The sequence below is a fragment of the Plantactinospora alkalitolerans genome (genome assembly GCF_015690345.1).
In the GTDB taxonomy this organism is placed as follows: Bacteria; Actinomycetota; Actinomycetes; order Mycobacteriales; family Micromonosporaceae; genus Plantactinospora; species Plantactinospora alkalitolerans.
In genome coordinates this window covers 15246-32380 of record NZ_JADPUN010000264.1, presented here as the reverse complement: position 1 = coordinate 32380, position 17135 = coordinate 15246, and the positions used below count along the sequence as shown (strand labels likewise).

Here is a 17135-nt window from a genome sequence, read left to right as displayed (position 1 = left end):
GAGTTACGGCGGTTATGGCGGAGGGGAAACGCCCGGTAACATTCCGAACCCGGAAGCTAAGCCCTCCAGCGCTGATGGTACTGCACTCGGGAGGGTGTGGGAGAGTAAGACGCCGCCGGACATCTTCATAATGTGGGGCCACCCTTCGGGGTGGCCCCACATTGTTTATACCGCCCTGCAAACTCCCACTGCCCTACGAAAACTCTTACTGCCTACGGTCGCTGTTTCTACTACCGATCGTGGCTCAACCCGTGTCCTTCCGGATGGATGGTCGGTTCCCACGGCCCCGACCACGACCCGGTCGGGTTCAGCCACCCAGACTCGCGGCGGCCGAGCTGATCGCCGACGAGAAGTAGCTGACCTGGGTGTAGACGCCAGGGTAGTTGGCCCGGGCGCAACCGTTGCCCCAACTGACGATGCCGACCTGGACGAGGCCGCTGCCGCCCTGCCGGAACATCGGGCCGCCCGAGTCGCCCTGGCAGGTGTCGGTGCCCCCGGACAGCGGGCCGGCGCAGATCTCCTCCGCGGGAATGACGTCACCGTCGTACGAGGACGGTCCGTTGCACACCGAGTCGCTGACGAACGGCACGCTCGCCTTCAGCATGTAGCGCTGTTGGGCGCCACCCTCCCGGTTCGCGCCCCAGCCGGCGATGGTGAAGGTGCCGCTGTCGTACGCGGTGCTGGTCGCGATCGGCAGGGTGCTGAGCCCGGTGGCCGCGCTCGCCAGCCGGATCAGTGCCCAGTCGTCGCCGTAGCCGTTGTACCCCGGTGCCCGGTAGACGTAGTTGGACCGGATCTGGATCCGGCTCGACGACTGCAGATCCACCACGCCGAGCGTGGCGGTGATGCTGGTGTTGGTACCGGTACGCCCGACGCAGTGCGCGGCGGTGAGGACCAGGCGGGGGCTGTAGAGCGCGCCGCCGCAGCCCATCGACAGTCGCACCATGAACGGGAACTCGCCCTGGGCGACAGGGGTGCCGCCGACGACGAACGGTGTGACGTCGCTGTTCTCCGGTGCGGCGCTGGCCGGTGCGGCCAGGGTGACGCCGCCGACCGTCGCCGCGGTGAACGCGACGGCGGCCAGGCGGGTGAGGATGCGCCAACGAGCCATGTGGGTCCTCTCCGAGCATCGACGGCACGCCTTGTGGGCGCGCTCAGATCACGATGTCGGCAGCGTAGAGACCCGGATCGCCATATCGCAATGTGTCGATGGCATCCCGGATGTGTCATACCACGGAAGGTGCGCCGGTCAGCCGCAGCTGTAGCGGGGTTCGGCGAGGTACTTCCAGGTGAACTTCTCCCGCTTGAGCACCTTGCCGTCCTTGCGGAACACCCGGAACGCGTCCTGGGTGAAACCGTCGATCCCGTTGGTGGGGATGCAGGACGGCCCGGGCGCGAGCTTGATCACCTTCGGTTTGGTGATGTTCCGCCGGGGGCTGTACTCGGTGCTCACCTTGTCGTACACCTTCGTGCTCCAGATCGACACGGTGATCGAACTCGACGTGTGCGAGGTGTCGATCAGTACGCCGTGCGGGGTGTCGTTGCGGAACTTGAAGTCCAGGCTCGGCCAGAAGATGGTCGACTCGATCACCGCCGGGTAGCGGCTGAACCAGTAGGAGTGCGGCTTGTGCTCCACGTCCTCCAGCCCGGCGTAGTACGTCGCGTTGAACAGCGTCGTGGTGAACTGCGACGTCCCGCCACCGACTCCCGGCACGAGCTTGCCGTCCAGGATGACCGGTGCGTCGCGGTAGCCCTGAGCGTAGCCGCGCTCGCCGGTGTGGCCGTTGAGCGAGAAGGTCTCGCCCGGCTTCACCAGCGTGCCGTCCACGTCCCTCGCGATCGTCACGATGTTCTGGCTGCGGGAGGAGCTGAGTCCGCCGGTGAAGTTGGTGGTGAAGGTGGAGACCCGCTCCTTGATGCCCATCTTGGTCAGGTCCTCGGTGCTGACCTTCGGCTGCACCGCCTTGAGCTTCGCCGTGACCTGGCGGCCGTCGGTCTTCGACAGCACCGGCAGCAGGTCGCGGGCCAGCGTGGCGACGTCCACCTGCTGCCCACCGGCGCCGGCGACCATCTTGGGCTTGTTGCCCTGGATCGACATGCTGGCGTCCTTCGCCTTCACCTCGACCTTGCCGAGCTGGCTGGTCAACGCGGCGCGCAGCTTCTTCTCGTCCACCCGGGGCTCGATCTTGCCGGTCTTGTCGGCGCTGAGGACGAGACTCTTCGCGATCGCGGCCGGCGGAATCGTGAAGGCGCCCCGGTCGGTGTTCACCGACACCGGGGTGGCGACCGCAGGCCTGGCCAGCTCGGTGATCAGCCGATCGACCTCCTCGGTGGTGGTCACCGGATGGGTCTCGACCAGTGGCACCACCACCGGCTGCCCCCGCAGCCAGCCGTCCCGGACCGCCTTGGCCGAATCGTCGGGCCGGATGCCCTTGCTCGGCTTCGGGTACACCGGCTTCGGGGTGGTGCCGGTGAAGGTGATCGCCGGCAGCGTCATCTGCGGACCGGTCCTGCCGATGATCCTGCGTAGTTCGGTGTCGAGTTTCTCGACGTCGACGGCGACGACCGGGGTGGCGGCCCGGGAGCCGAACAGCAGGCTCACCGGCCCGGGTCGGTGCGCGGCGGCCGCCTCCACGGTCGCCTCCACGTCGACCGCCAGCCCGACGGCGGCAGGGGAGATCTCACCGGTCCGGTCACCGATCCGTACCGGCACCGGTGTGGTGAACGTGCTCGCCCGGCGGTCCAGGTCGGCACGGAGGGTCGAAACGGCCTCGGACCGACTCTTGCCGCCCAGGTCGACGCCGAGCACGCTGGTGCCCCGGGGCACCTCGCCGGCGTACGCGTAGCCACCGGCCGCGGTGCCTCCGACGACGAGTACGGCGGCGGCGGTGCCGACCGCGAGCAGTGTCCGGCGCAGCCCTCGACGCGCCGCTGGCGGCGGTGCGCTGGACTCTCCCGCGTCGGTGCCCGGGTTTCCCCACCCGCCGGCAGCCGGCGGACCAGGCCGGGTGTGGCCGGACCGCTGCTCGGCCGGCAGGGTCACGGCGGCGATCTGGATGGTCGGCCGTTCCTCGGCGGATACCGAGACGGCGGCCATCTGGACCGTCGGCTGCTCGTCGGCGGGCAATCTGTTCTCGCCGTACTGACTCACGGACACCTCGATCAGGGCGATACGGCGGGCGTGGATGTGGCCCGCCCGGCAAGACCTGGACGACTACGGTAGCCAAAACTCGGCCCGAACGGGCCGCGGCCCTCCCGGAAATGGCCGGTTGCCGAATCATCCTCGCCTCAGGTCCGACCTGGTCACCTGGCGACAGCTCGGTACGGTGCCGCCGACCACGCGCCGGCAACCGGTCGATAACACCGAATAGTCCGAACTTCGGCGTGTTACAGCCGAACATCCATGGTGTTCCGTACACCTGGCAGCTCTCGATTGGCCACTGCCCCCGCATATGCTCCGAGCGTCTACCCCCTATCGGAGGCAACTTGATGCGCCGGAACAGACACGGACGCTCGCTCAAGGCGCTGGGCGTACTTCTCACCAGTGGTGCGCTCGGTGTGACCAGTGGGGTCGCGGCGTTCGCCGCAGAACCCGCGGCGACGCGCTTCATCAGCGAAATTCACTACGACAACGTCGGCACCGACACCGGCGAGGCCATCGAGGTCGAGGCTCCGGCCGGAACCGACCTCTCCGGGTGGCAGCTCGTCCTCTACAACGGAAACAACGGTGCGGCGTACGGCACGAGGACGCTGACCGGTGCCGTGCCGGCGGCAGGTGTGGTCGTCGCGACGTATCCGACGGACGGCATCCAGAACGGCTCGCCCGACGCGGTCGCGCTCGTCGCCCCCGACGGCGCCGTCGCCGAGTTCCTCAGCTACGAGGGCGGCATGACCGGGGCCGGCGGACCGGCGGGCGGACTGGCCGCCACCGACATCGCGGTCGCGGAAGGCAGCAGTACCCCGGTAGGACAGTCGCTCCAGCGCGTCGACGGTGACTGGCGGGCACCGGCAGCACACAGCTTCGGCACCCGTAACACCGGCGGAGACCCGGACCCCGACCCGGAACCGGTCGGCTGCGACACCCCGGTCAGCCACACCATCGCCCAGGTCCAGGGGACCGGCGACGCGACCCCGCTGGCCGGCACCCGGGTCACGATCGAGGGCGTCGTCACCGCGGACCACCGGACCGGCGGGTACAACGGCATCTACCTGCAGACCGCCGGCAGCGGCGGGCGGTCGCCGGTCGCCGGCACCGCCTCGGACGGCGTCTTCGTCTACCTGACCACCAACACCGCCAACCACCCGGGTGTCGCCGTCGGCGACCGGATCCGGGTCAGCGGCACCGCGAGCGAGTTCAACGGACTGACCCAGGTCAGCATCGGCACCCGGACCGACGTACAGGTCTGCGCGGAGGGGGTCGCGCTGCCGGCACCGGTCGCGCTCGGCCTGCCGCTGGACCCGGCCGCCCGGGAATCGGTCGAGTCGATGCTGGTCGCACCGGTCGGCCAGTACACCGTCTCCGAGGTGTACAACACCAACCGGTACGGCGAGGTGGTGCTCGCCGCCGGAGACCGCGCCGCGGTCATCCCGACCGACATCGCCCGGCCCGGCTCCGACGCCGCCCGCCAGGCAGCGGCCGGCAACAAACTGGGCCGGCTCCTGATCGACGACGGCCGGACCACCAACCTGGCGGACGCCGGGCTGCTGCCGCCGTACCTGTCGAAGACGAACCCGCTCCGGGTCGGCGACAGCGTCGAGGCGTTCGGCCCGACCGTGCTGTCGTACGGCTTCAACGAGTGGCGGCTCCAGCCGACCACCCCGGTCAGCGCGGACACCCCGCCGGCCGGTCGGACCACGTTCAAGGTGACCAACCCGCGTACGGCCGCTCCGGAGAACGTCGGTGGCGACCTGCGGCTGGCCAGCTTCAACGTGCTGAACTACTTTGTCCACTTCGGCGGCGACGCCCGGGGCGCGCCGGACGAGGCCGGGCTCGCCAAGCAGGAGGCGAAGATCGTTTCGGCGATCAGCGCGCTCGACGCCGACGTGGTCGCCCTGGAGGAGATCGAGAATTCGGTCCGGTTCAACGCCGCCGATCCGCAGCAGGCGCTTCAGCGACTCGTCGCCGCGCTGAACACGGCCGACGGCGCGGGCACCTGGGACTACGTCCGCACCCCGGCCGACCTGCCGGCCGCGACGCAGCAGGACTTCATCACCACGGCGATCATCTTCAAGCCGGCCAGGGTGCAGCCGAAGGGCCCGTCCCGGACGATCAACGACGAGACGGTGTGGTCCAACGCCCGGGAGCCGATCGCGCAGAGCTTCACCGCCGGCCCGGTCACCTTCACCGTGGTGGCCAACCATCTCAAGTCGAAGAGCACCTCCGACGCCGCGACCGGCGACAACGCCGACAGCGGTGACGGACAGGGCGCGTTCAACGGCGACCGGGTACGCCAGGCACGCTCGCTGGTCACCTTCGTCGAGCAGTTGAAGACGGACAGCGGCAGCGACGACGTGCTACTGCTCGGCGACTTCAACGCGTACACCCAGGAGGACCCGATGCGGGTCCTCTACGACTCCGCGTACGTCGACCTCAACGACACCGGCAAGCACAGCTACGTCTTCGGGGGCGAGTCCGGGTCGCTGGACCACGCGGTCGCCTCGCCGTCGCTGGCGGCCCGGGTCACCGGCGTCGACGTCTGGCAGATCAACTCGCACGAGTCGTACGCCTTCCAGTACGACGGGCACCCGGAGTTCTACGCCGCCGACCCGTACCGGGCCAGCGACCACAACCCGATCGTCGTCGGGTTGAACACCGCCCCGACCGGCCCGGTCGAGCTGCAACTGCTCAGCGTCAACGACTTCCACGGCCGCATCGAATCGCCCGGCAACGCGCCGGACGGCCGGCCGATCGGCGGGGCTGCCCAGGTCGCCGGCCTGGTCAACCAGTTGCGGGCGGAGAACCCGAACACGGCCTTCGTCTCCGGTGGCGACAACATCGGCGCCTCCACGTTCATCTCGGCGATCGACGACGACAACCCGACGATCGACGCGCTGAACCAGATCGGGGTGGCCGCGTCGGCGGTCGGCAACCACGAGTTCGACAAGGGCATCGCGGACCTGACCGGCCGGGTGACCGACCGGGCCGACTTCCCGCTGCTCGGCGCGAACGTGTACCGGGGCGACGAGCGGGCACTGCCGGCGTACTCGGTCAGCACCATCGGCGGGATCCGGGTCGGCTTCGTCGGCGTGGTGACGGAGCAGACCGGGTCACTGGTCAGCCCGGACGGCATCGCCGGGATCACCTTCCGGGACCCGGTGGCCGAGGCCAACGCGGTCGCCGGGGCGCTCAAGGACGGCGATCCGGCCAACGGCGAGGCAGACGTGGTCGTGCTGCTCGCCCACGAGGGGGCCGCGACCGAGAACATCGACTCGGCCGAGGAACTGGCGAACGATCCGGTCTTCGGAAAGTTCACCCGGGCCGACGCGACGATCGACGCCATCTTCAGCGGGCACACCCACCAGCCGTACGCCTTCGAGGTGCCGGTGCCCGGCACCGACAGGCTGCGCCCGGTGGTCCAGGCCGAGGACTACGGCAAGCGGCTGGGCCGGGTCAAGCTGACCGTCGACCCGGCATCCGGCGAGGTGACCTCGGCCGGCGTCGCGTTGGTCGACGTGGTCGGCGCACCGCAGGACCCGGCGGTCGCCGCGATCGTCGTGGCGGCCAAGGTACGGGCCCAGGAGTTGGGCCAGCGGGAACTCGGGTCGATCACCGCGGACATCAAGCGGGCGTACAACGAGGCGGGTAACGAGGACCGGGGCAAGGAGTCGGTGCTCGGCAACTTCATCGCCGACGTGCAACTCGCCGGAACCTCCGCCGCCGGCCGGGGCGGGGCGCAGATCGCGTTCATGAACCCGGGTGGCCTGCGGGCCGACCTGTTGTACGGCGCCGACGGGGTGATCACCTACTCGGAGGCGTTCTCGGTGCAGCCGTTCGCCAACGACGTGGTGACGAAGAGCTACACCGGTGCCCAGCTCAAGCAGGTACTGGAGGAGCAGTGGCAGCCGGCGGGCGCGTCCCGGCCGGTGCTCTGGCTGGGTGTCTCGAAGGGGTTCAGCTACACCTACGACCCGGAGGCCGCACAGGGCTCCCGGATCACGTCGATGTCCCTGAACGGCACGCCGATCAGCCCGACCGGCAGCTACCGGTTGACGGTCAACTCGTTCCTCGCGTCCGGCGGGGACAACTTCGCCACCCTGGCCGGTGGCACCGACCGGGTCACCACCGGGGACAACGACCTGACCATGCTGACCGACTACCTCGCCGACAAGTCGCCGGTGACCGCCGATCCGGCGCCACGGTCGACGATCGGGCGGCCCGGCCCGGAGTGCACCACGACGATCACCGGGCGGCACAACCGGCCGCTGACCGTCTTCTCCGGGCTGACCTGCCTGGACAATGCGACGATCTCCGGCCCGGTGACCGTCCTGCCCGGCGCGTCGCTGGTGGCCACCGGCGGCAGCATCGCCGGCCCGCTGACCGCGACCCGTTCGGTGCTGCTCACCCTGGACGGGACCACGGTCTCCGGCCCGGTGTCGGTGGTCGGCGGGACCGGTCAGGTGCACGTCGAGAAGGGCAGGGTGAGCGGCCCGGTCTCGATCGTGCTGAGCACCGGCGGCGTACGGGTGGACACCGTCACCGTCGCCGGCCCGGTGTCCCTGGTCGGTAACACCGGCGGCCAGCCGGTGCTGGTGGCCGGGAACACGATCAGCGGTCCGCTCTCCTGCCTGGGCAACAACCCCGGGCCGGGCAACGACGGCCGGGCCAACACGGTACGGGGTCCGGCGACGGGACAGTGCGCCCGGCTGTGAGGGAGCGACCTGTTTCGCGCCACCACTGAGTGTGGAGAAAGCCGCTGCTGCGGGTTCGGGACCGGCCACGGTCCCGGGCCCGCAGTTCGGTTTCGGAACGCCGACTCCGATGGCGATCAGAACTGATAGTGATCCCGTCGGTACGGTAAACGGGATTAGCGCGCCCGGACCGTACCAGAGTGTGGGTTTTCAATTCCGAACCGCCGAATCGGTCGCCTTCCACTGACCTAACGGACCATATTGTCCCGTGGAGCCGAAACGGGGCTGCGCGCTGAATAAAGGAACCCTTAAAGTTCTCGACGGCGCCGCCCCACGGGGGTCAACCGCCCCAAGTGGGCAGTGCGGCGCGCAATCTGTCGCGAGGAGTACCCTTGCCTCCACGTTTCATTCACCGGCCGTTGGCGCTCGCCTCGGTGGTCGCGCTCGGCGCGACCACCGCCATCGCTGGCACGACGGCGGTACAGGCGAGCCCCGCTGGCACCGGCAACACGCTGACCTCCAGCAACGGCAGCACGAGCATCACGTTCTCCAACGGTTCCAAGCTCACGCTCGACAGCCCTGACGACCCGACCATCACCACCATGACCGGGGCGGCCTGGTCGCCCGACGGCAGCCGGGCGATCTTCGCCACCGAGAACGGCCGGATCGCGACGGTCCGGCACAACGAGGGCTGGAACTACTGGTGGATGTCCGGCCAGGACAGCGTCCAGCGTCGCGACCCGAGCTACCGGGGCGACGGCATCGGCGTGCTCTGGGCCGCCAAGCAGGCTGGCCTGCCGTGGCGGCTCGAGGTGCAGCCCAGCTCGGGCGGCTACACCGCGGTCCCCATCTCGCCCGAGGACGGACGGCACTACCTGGCTCCGGACTCCGGTCCGGGTAGCCTCTTCGTCTACCAGACCCAGGCGGACAGCGGGGGCGTGCCGACCGGGACGCCGGACGTCGGTGTCTTCGACCCGAACTCCGACAGCGGATTCCAGACGATCCTGTCGAACGCCAGCAACCCCGCCATGGCACCAAACGGCAAGAAGGTCGCGTTCATCCGCTCGGACGGCACCCGCAACCAGGTCTGGGTCGCCAACATCGACGGCAGCAACGTCGTCCAGGTGACCTCGAACGCGGCCGCCCACGACAACCCGGTCTGGTCGCCCGACGGCACGACCATCGCCTTCACCCAGGGCAGTGGCGTGGCGACGGCACCGGCGAACGGCAGCGGGGCGGCGACCCCGACCACGGTGCCCAACCTCTCCGGGGTTCCCTCGTACCAGCCGCGCCGGACGGACAAGGTCGTCCGGCTCTCCGGACAGAACCGGTACACCACCGCGGCCGCGGTTTCCCAGTCGCACTGGGCCACCGCGTCGAACGCCTCCGACCCGCGTCCGACGGCCGAAGGCGTCGTGCTGTCCCGGTCCGACCTGTTCGCCGACGCGCTCGGCGGCGCGGCGCTGGCGGCCGCGAAGCAGGGGCCGCTGCTGATGACCCATCCGAACGGGCTGGACGTCACCACCCGGACCGAGATCCAGCGGATCCTCGCCCCGGGCAAGACCGTCTACCTGCTGGGCAGCCCCGGCGCGATCTCGACCACTGTGGAGAACCAGGTCGAGGCGCTGGGCTACGTGGTGAAGCGGCTCGCCGGGCAGAACCGGTACACCACCTCGCTCGAGATCGCGAAGGAGATCAACCCGGAGCCGACCTGGGTGTTCGCCGCCACCGGCGCCAACTTCCCGGACGCGCTGGCGGCCGGTGCGGCGGCCGGTTCGTTCAACACTCCGGGTAGTGACCAGGCCGCGGTCGTCATCCTCACCAAGGACTACGTCCTGGACCCGGCGACCGAGACCTATCTCAACGGGCTGAACGAGCGGTCGGTGGTCGTGGGAGTCGGCCTCCAGGGCAAGACCGCCACGGCGGCCTACAACCCGATCGAGATCTACGGAACCAACCGGTACGAGACGGCGCTGTTCACCGCCTGGGGCTTCTTCGGCGGCACCGCGTACGCCGGAATCGCGACCGGTGCGGACTGGCCGGACGCACTCGCCGGTGGTGCCCTGATGGCGACGATCAACGGCCCGGTGCTGCTCACCCGGGGCGGCGCGTCGACGCTGTCGTTCGAGCCCGAGCTCTTCCTCGACGAGCACAGCGGTTCCCTGCACACCGGGCTCATCTTCGGCTCGGCCGGCGTTGTCGCCACCGGACAGCAGACGGGGGTCGGTACCTGGATCAGCGGTCCGGGTGGGTACACCCAGCTGCAGAACCGGACCGACATCGGGATCAACGGCACCGGTGCTGCCAGCATCGCGGCCCGCAACCAGGGGGCCCGTACGGCGGCGGCGCAGCCGACCGAGCGTCGTACGCCGGAGCAGATCCGGGCGGCCCTGGCGGACCTGCGGGAGCGTCTGGACGACCGGTAAGACGGCAGCATAGAACGGGTACGCGCGGGGGCCGGTCGATTCGACCGGCCCCCGTTCGCGTGCTCGGATCTTTTCAGCCGGCTGTCGAGGTGACCTGGCCGGCCAGGGTGTTGTGGATCCGGTTGAGGGTGTCGTCGGCGCTCCGGGCGTGACGGTGCTGCGTCAGCAGGCCACCTGGTCGACGTGGCGGAGCGCGCCCTCCAGCGTGGTCTCCCGGAGTGTGCGCAGATACCGCCCCCACGTGTCTCGGTCGCGCAGCCACGCCGCGACGTACGCAACGCAGAGCGCTGGCGTGATGAGCGCCTGCATCTCCCGCGCGCGGGACAGGGCCGCGTAGACGGCCTCCTTCAGCGCGCCGTCCATCGTCGATGCCGCTTGGTCCCGCACCTCCGCCAGGCGGCGGTCCCGCTTGTTGAGGAAAACCCGCCAGTATTCGGCGTCCGCGTCCCGCGGCGCGTACCCGTGGCTGGCGATGTAGTGCAGGCCGCCCACCACCGTCTCGCCGAACTCCTCGACGCCAGCGCGACCCGGGTCGCGGAACGGATCGTAAGGCTCCTGTAGGGCGCGCCCGGTGACCGCGGACGGACGCATGCCGCCCTCGTGCAGCAGGTAGCAGAGGTCCTCGTTGTAGATGGTCGGGAAGAAGGAGGGCGGGTCCGCGACGGTGACGGCGAGAGCGCCACCGGCCACCGAACGGCCCGCCGAGGCACCCAGCGCAAACGTGGCGTGGCTGGCTACAGCACCGTCCGGGAACCCGTCGATGACCAGGCCCGCTGCGGCGTACCTGTCGAGCAGCCCGACCGCACGGCGCACATCGTGCACGTCGGGGACGGTGACGTCGTCGTCCAGGAAGAAGACACGGGACCAACCAGCCTGTCGGGCCAGCCGGAATGCGAGATTGCGCTTGAGGCTGAGGTCGGTCCGGACGTGGAACGGTGTCCTCCGAAGCAATGCGTCCGTCTCGAACGCCGGCAGTCCATGTGTCGCGCCCGGCGCGATGTCCAGCACGAACACCGGCACCCCGACGCCCGCGACAAGAGGCTCGCTTCGGGGCGGTTGCCGGCTGCGCAGCGCAACCAGCGGGCAACCGAGGGCCTCGGCGAGACCTGTCGCGTGGCGTAGCCGCTTGCCCGGCCGCACGGTCGGCACCACGATCACGTCCGGCGGGCGTGGGCGGACGTGCGACGGTCGATTCGTCATTAGGGGCGTCCAATCTTGGATGGTCACGAACTCACGGACGGAGAATTGCCCAACCGGCCAATAGTGGCGTCCGGTCGACAACGCGCCGACATAGGGCCAGCGCTGCGTGCTCGGCACCCATCTGGTCGCCGGCCTGGACGAACAATGTAACTTCGATTTGGCCGGCGACCGTGCTGACATGAACGTGTTCCAAGTTGTCGCAGGCCATTGCCAGCGACCAGAAGACGTCGGTCAACGTCGCAGCGTCGGCACCCGCCCGCGCACCATCGCGAGCCTGGCGCAGCGTGAACGCGACCGCGTACATGTCATCCCCAGGAGAATCCGTCGGTGTTCACCTGCTCCTCGATCAGGTCGCCCGAGTCGAAGTAGTCCGTGCCGGCGACCAACTGCGCAAAGCGCAGGGGCACAGCGACGTCGCTGCTGGCGATCCGCTCCGCGGCGGTCAACGCGCTGTCAGAGACATTGTTGAGGACGTCGGCGGCCTGAGCCGTCGGGCCGGCTACACCGGCAACGGCGGTCGCACCGAGAATTGCGGCAGCGGTCAGCCCGATACGACTCCACACCTTCTTGTGCATCGCGTTTTCCCTTCGAAATCGTGGTCCTTGATGAACTCGATTCTGGTCGAAGGAATTGTGCACCGTCACCGTTTCAGGGCTGGCCGCAAGTCGCCTGGCAGCAGACTGTCACCCTGGCGCCGACGGTATGACCTCGGTGGCCAGCGGCGACGTCACGGTGGCCGGCGATGACCTGGCAGCATGCTGCCGAGGGATCACACCCAGCCGCGCCGGGCCGCCCGTACCCCCGCTTCGAACCGACTCCGCGCGTCCAGGCGTGACATCAGCGTGGCGGTCAACCGGCGTGCCGTACGCAGCGACAAACCGAGTTTGCGACTGACGGACTCGTCGGTGTCTCCGTTCGCCAGCAGCCGCAGCAACTCGCGCTCCTGCGCGGAGAGACCCTCGCCGTCCCGGACGGGCGTGGGATCCAGCGCGACGCCGACCGACCAGAACTGCTCGAAGAGGGCCACCATCGCGGCCACCGCGCCGTGGCTGTGCATGACCAGAGCGCCCTGCCGAGGGTCTGACGGTTCGATGGGCACGAGCGCCACCTGCCGGTCGACGATGACCAACATGATGGGCAGCGCCGCCACCGTGCGGACTTCCGCGCCCAGTGACGCCAGCCATTCGAGATGGCGCATCGTCAGGGCGTCATTTCGCACGCTGTCCTGGTAAAGGCTGCGCATCCGCACGCCACGTGCCAGCGCTGACTCGTCGAGCGCACGGCTGGCCTCGATCGCGTCCGGCGTCTGCGCCCCACCGGGGCTGAGCGACATGCACTCCTCTTGAGCATTCGCGGACAGCCCCACCAGCCGGTCGCGCACGGCGGCCACACCGTCGAGGCGTTCGAGGATCTCGGCGCCCATGCCGGCGACCGCACCATAGGTCTGCGCCAGGTCGGCGATCGCCGAACGGCTCGCCTCGATCTGCCGCTGGCGGTGGGCCAGCTCCGCCTCGCTGCGAGCCAGCAGCGCGAAGAGACCCACCTGCGGGCTGACCACTCGGTTCGGCACATCGACGCCCTGATGCAGCAGCTTGAGCTCGGCGAGCCGATCAAGCGCGTCGCGCACGTCGTCGTCACGCCACCCCAGGTACGCGGCGATCTCCCGCACGCCCCAGCCCGGCTCCGCCAACATGAGCCGATAGACGGCCTCGACCGTCGGCTCAAGGCCTAGCGGCTCAAGCACCCCTGCGCCCTCTCCGTCCAGAATGGTCGGATAGCTGTACGCCGATTTCCTCGATCAAGGTATTCGGAGCACCAGCGCGGGGCAACCCCGCCGGACCCCCCACCTCGAAGTGAGCACCGCAGTGCCGGGCGCCGCCACCGCGCGGCCAACCCAACGGGGCAGCGTGCGTCATTCCGGACGCCTATGGTGCAGGAGGCGCCGTCCCACGGGGGGTCGACCGGCCCAGCTGGGCAGTGCGGCGCGAGCTGTCACGAGGAGCCCTGTCTTGACTCCACGTCTTCCCCACCGACCGTTGGCGCTCGCCTCGGTCCTCGCCCTCGGTGCGGCCACCGTGCTCGGTGGCACGACCGCCGCCACCGCCAGTCCCGGCGGTGACGGCGAGGTGCTGAGCGCCAGCAACGGCACCAACACCCTGAGGTTCGCCAGCGGCGAGACGCTCACCGTGGCGCAGGTGATCGACGGCGCCTCGTGGTCGCCCGACGGCAGCCGTCTGATCTACAGCAACGTCGGTCACCAGATTGTCACCATCCGGTTCGACGACGCCAGCAACCACTTCATCGTGTCCCCCTACATCATGGCTCCTCCCGAGGACACGCTGGTCGACCGCCGTGATCCCAGCTACCGGGGCAACGGCGTCGAGGCGGTCTGGGCCGGGAAGGAGGCCGGCAAGCCGTGGCGGCTGGAAGTCCAGCGCGCGGTGAGCGGCAACGCCCCGACCACCTTCTCGCCCCAGGACGGGCGGCACTACCTGCGGCCGGACGCCGGTCCCGGTGACCTGGTCGTCTACCAGACGCAGGCCGGCAGCGCGGACGCCCCGAGCGGGCGGTCGGACGTCGGGATCTACGACCCGAGTTTCGGTTTCCGGACCATCGTGGAGAACGCCAGCAACCCCGCCATCTCCCCGGACGGGACGAGGGTGGCCTTCGTCCGCGCGGACGACAGCGGGCGCAACCAGGTCTGGGCCGCCGACGTCGATGGCGACAACGTCGTCCCGGTGACGTCGAACGCGGCCAACCACGACAACCCGGCCTGGTCGCCGATCGGCAGGACCATCGCGTTCAGCCAGGACACCGGCGTGGCGACGGCGCCCGCCGACGGCAGCGGAGCCGGAAACCCGACGGTGGTGGCCGGGCTGTCCGGCGTGCCTGCGTACCAGCCGCGCCGGCTGGACACGGTGGCGCGGCTCACCGGCCAGAACCGGCACACCACGGCGGTCGCCGTTTCGCGGTCCCACTGGGCGAACGTGGCCGACGGCGCCGACGTCCGCCAGGCGGCCGGAGCGGTCGTACTGTCCCGGTCGGACCTGTACGCCGACGCGCTCGGTGGCGGGGCGCTGGCCGCCGCGAAGCAGGGGCCACTGTTGCTGACCCCGCCGGACGCGCTGGACGACGCCACCCGGACCGAGATCCAGCGGATCCTCGCCCCCGGCCGGACGGTTTACCTGCTCGGCAGCCCCGGTGCGCTCTCGACGACCGTCCAGACCCAGGTCGAGGCGCTGGGCTACCAGGTGGAGCGGCTCGCCGGGCAGGACCGCTACACGACCTCGATCGCCATCGCCAACGAGATCGACCCGACCCCGGACCTGATCCTCACCGCGACCGGCGCCGACTTTCCGGACGCGCTCGCGGCCGGTGCGGCGGCCGGCTCGTACAACACCCCGGGCAGTGCGCGCTCGGCGGTGGTGGTGCTGACCAAGGACTACACGCTGATCCCGGCGACCAGGAGTTATCTGGACCCGCTGTCGGAGCGTTCCCTCATCTTCGGGATCGGCCTACAGGCGTCCATCGCCACCAAGCCGTACGTGCCGATCGAGATCATCGGGCGGAACCGCTACGAGACGGCGTGGTACACGGGCTGGTTCTTCTTCGGCGCCACGCCGTACGTCGGGGTCGCCACCGGTCTGGACTGGCCGGACGCGCTCGCCGGTGGTGCGTTGATGGGCACCATCAGGTCCCCGCTGCTGCTCACCCGGGGTACCGATCCGAACCTCTCGACCGAGGTCGAGTGGTATCTCGACGAGAACAGCGGGACGGTGCACACCGGGCTCGTCTTCGGCGGTCCCAGTGTCGTCCCCGCCGACCAGCAGACCCGGATCGGCAGCCGGATCAGCGGTCCGGGCGGTTTCACGCAGCGGGAGAACGTGACCGACGTCGGGATCTCCGGTGCCGTCGTTCCGGCCGACGGGGCCCGTGGCGCGGCGCGGCAGCCGACGACGGGCGTCCCGGGGCCCCGTACGCCGGAGGAACTGAAGGCGCTCGTGGCGGAACTCAACGAGCGGACGAGCCGGTAACGGTACGCCCGGTGCGGGTGCGGGGGGCTCGGTCGGTGGACCGGCCCCCCGCGTTCGGCGCGGCCGGGAGCGGGACCGCGCCCGGTCACCCGGACTCGGCGCTGTCCTGGATCGCCTGCCGGAAGACCCGGGACCGGTGCGCGTAGTTGTCGAACCGGCCGTAGCTGGGCGCGGCCGGAGAGAGCAGCACCACCCCACCGGCGGGGGTACGCTCCCGGCCGAGCCGAACGGCCTCGACCAGGTCGTCGGCGGTCAGGGTGGTGACGGTGGCGACGTCCTTGACCACGTCCAGGATCCGGGGCCCGCTGTCCGGGATGCCGATCATCGTCAGGGTGACTCCCTGTTCGGCGAGGAAGTCGCGCAGCGGTGCGTAGTCCACCCCCCGGTCCTCGCCGCCGACGATGACCGTCAACGGGCGGGTCGCGTACGCCTCGATGGCGTGGATCGCCGACTGCGGGATGGTCGACAACGAGTCGTCGACGAAGGTGATGCCGGACGGGTCCTCGATCGGGGTGAGCCGGTGCTCCAACGCCGGGAGGGTGGCCAGCGCGGCGGCGAGGCGCTCCCGCTCGGCCACGCAGTCGACGCCGACCGCCCGCAGCGCGGCGAGCGCGACACAGAGATTCCACTCGTTGTGCCGCCCCACCAACGCCAGGGCGGTACGCGGAAAGAGCGGCTGGTCGTCGACGTACAGCCAGCGGGCGCCGTCCGGGCCGGTGGCCGCGTGGATTCCGCCCTCGGGACCGGCGCCCGATCCGGCGGGCACCAGCGGCAGCCCGGCCCGAGCCGTCAGTTCGGCGCGGAGCCGCTCGTCGTGCGCGTTGAACACCACCTGCCGTGGCCCGTGCTCGACGATGTTGAGCTTGTGGCGGTAGTACTCCGCCTCTCCGCCGGCCCAGTCGAGGTGTTCCGGCACCAGCGAGGTGAGCACCGCCACCTCGGGTGAGTCGGTCAGGTCGGCGCACTGGTACATGGAGAGTTCCAGCACGTACCGGTCGGCGGGGGGCAGGTCGAGCACGGGTACGCCGATGTTGCCGCCGATCGCGTTGGGTCGGCCGACTCCGGCGAGTAGGTGGCTGATCAGGTTGGTGGTGGTGCTCTTGCCCTTGCTGCCGGTGACTCCGATCGTCGCGGCGGCGTGTTCGGCCATCCACAGCGCGGTGCCGCTGGTGATCGGCACGCCCTGCTGGCGTAGGCGTACGACCCAGGGGTGGGTCTCGCCGATCACCGGGGACCGGACCACCACATCCGCCCGGAGCAGGGCCTCCAGGGCGGCGGGTCCGGTGTGCAGGGGAGCCGCCTCGGCGAGCCGTCCGGTCCAGGGGTTGGCGGCGTAGGTCTCCCGGTCCATCACCGCGACGAGGTCGGCCGGTCCGACCGGAGCGATCGCGTTGACCGCCGCGACGCCCTCCCGGCCGGTGCCCCAGACCGCGACACGCCGACCACGCAATTCCGTCAACTGCACCCGAGAAACTCCTTCACCCGCGGATCGCCCGCGGTCCGCAGTGGCGATCATGCGCGTTCTGGTACGCGCCCAAACTCTAGTCGGGGCGGCCCGACGTCGGGTGGGGGATGCGCACCGCCGTCCGGGGCGGGCGGAAGATCCAGAAGATCGGCCCGGTGGGCG

At 70.1% G+C, this 17135-nt stretch carries 10 protein-coding genes and 1 rRNA gene; 4 read left to right on the top strand and 7 right to left on the bottom strand.

The window, feature by feature from the left end; genetic code table 11:
• Nucleotides 1–4: 4 nt before the first annotated feature.
• Nucleotides 5–121: ribosomal RNA gene (rrf, locus tag I0C86_RS30775) — 5S ribosomal RNA — on the top strand.
• Nucleotides 122–307: 186 nt separating this feature from the next.
• Here the strand turns inward: rrf and I0C86_RS30770 are convergent.
• Both I0C86_RS30770 and I0C86_RS30765 read right to left on the bottom strand, forming a co-directional pair.
• Nucleotides 308–1111 carry a S1 family peptidase gene (locus I0C86_RS30770; RefSeq protein ID WP_196204822.1) on the bottom strand — a complete coding sequence of 268 codons (804 nt, stop codon included), beginning with the start codon at nucleotides 1109–1111 and terminating at the stop codon, nucleotides 308–310.
• A gap of 138 nt (nucleotides 1112–1249) precedes the next feature.
• Nucleotides 1250–3157, bottom strand: coding sequence for a VanW family protein (locus tag I0C86_RS30765; protein WP_196204821.1), 1908 nt, complete (start codon nucleotides 3155–3157; stop codon nucleotides 1250–1252).
• 332 nt (nucleotides 3158–3489) lie between these two features.
• On the opposite strand from I0C86_RS30765, the gene I0C86_RS30760 reads away from it, so the two are divergent.
• Together I0C86_RS30760 and I0C86_RS30755 are read left to right on the top strand one after the other, a co-directional pair.
• Nucleotides 3490–7869, top strand: a complete 4380-nt coding sequence (locus I0C86_RS30760) for an ExeM/NucH family extracellular endonuclease (protein WP_196204820.1) — start codon at nucleotides 3490–3492, stop codon at nucleotides 7867–7869.
• 371 nt (nucleotides 7870–8240) lie between these two features.
• Nucleotides 8241–10274, top strand: coding sequence for a cell wall-binding repeat-containing protein (locus I0C86_RS30755; protein WP_196204819.1), 2034 nt, complete (start codon nucleotides 8241–8243; stop codon nucleotides 10272–10274).
• 162 nt (nucleotides 10275–10436) lie between these two features.
• Here the strand turns inward: I0C86_RS30755 and I0C86_RS30750 are convergent, their stop codons facing one another.
• From I0C86_RS30750 to I0C86_RS30735, 4 genes are all read right to left on the bottom strand, one after another.
• Nucleotides 10437–11474 carry a hypothetical protein gene (locus tag I0C86_RS30750; protein ID WP_196204818.1) on the bottom strand — a complete coding sequence of 346 codons (1038 nt, stop codon included), beginning with the start codon at nucleotides 11472–11474 and terminating at the stop codon, nucleotides 10437–10439.
• A 31-nt stretch (nucleotides 11475–11505) separates the two neighbouring features.
• The gene (locus tag I0C86_RS30745; protein ID WP_196204817.1) at nucleotides 11506–11778 is read right to left on the bottom strand and encodes a hypothetical protein; all 273 of its coding nucleotides are present in this window, start codon (nucleotides 11776–11778) and stop codon (nucleotides 11506–11508) included.
• A 1-nt stretch (nucleotide 11779) separates the two neighbouring features.
• Nucleotides 11780–12049, bottom strand: a complete 270-nt coding sequence (locus tag I0C86_RS30740) for a hypothetical protein (RefSeq protein ID WP_196204816.1) — start codon at nucleotides 12047–12049, stop codon at nucleotides 11780–11782.
• A 194-nt stretch (nucleotides 12050–12243) separates the two neighbouring features.
• Nucleotides 12244–13143 (bottom strand): helix-turn-helix transcriptional regulator, encoded by a 900-nt coding sequence (locus I0C86_RS30735; RefSeq protein ID WP_323373953.1) that lies wholly within the window; start codon nucleotides 13141–13143, stop codon nucleotides 12244–12246.
• A 340-nt stretch (nucleotides 13144–13483) separates the two neighbouring features.
• Here I0C86_RS30735 and I0C86_RS30730 point away from each other — a divergent pair, with 340 nt between their 5' ends.
• Nucleotides 13484–15508: a cell wall-binding repeat-containing protein gene (locus I0C86_RS30730; protein ID WP_196204814.1), complete on the top strand. Its 2025-nt coding sequence runs from the start codon at nucleotides 13484–13486 to the stop codon at nucleotides 15506–15508.
• 85 nt (nucleotides 15509–15593) lie between these two features.
• Here I0C86_RS30730 and murD read toward each other — a convergent pair whose 3' ends face one another.
• On the bottom strand, nucleotides 15594–16973 hold the full coding sequence (murD, locus tag I0C86_RS30725) for a UDP-N-acetylmuramoyl-L-alanine--D-glutamate ligase (RefSeq protein ID WP_196204813.1): 1380 nt from the start codon (nucleotides 16971–16973) through the stop codon (nucleotides 15594–15596).
• Between the last annotated feature and the right edge of the window lie 162 nt (nucleotides 16974–17135).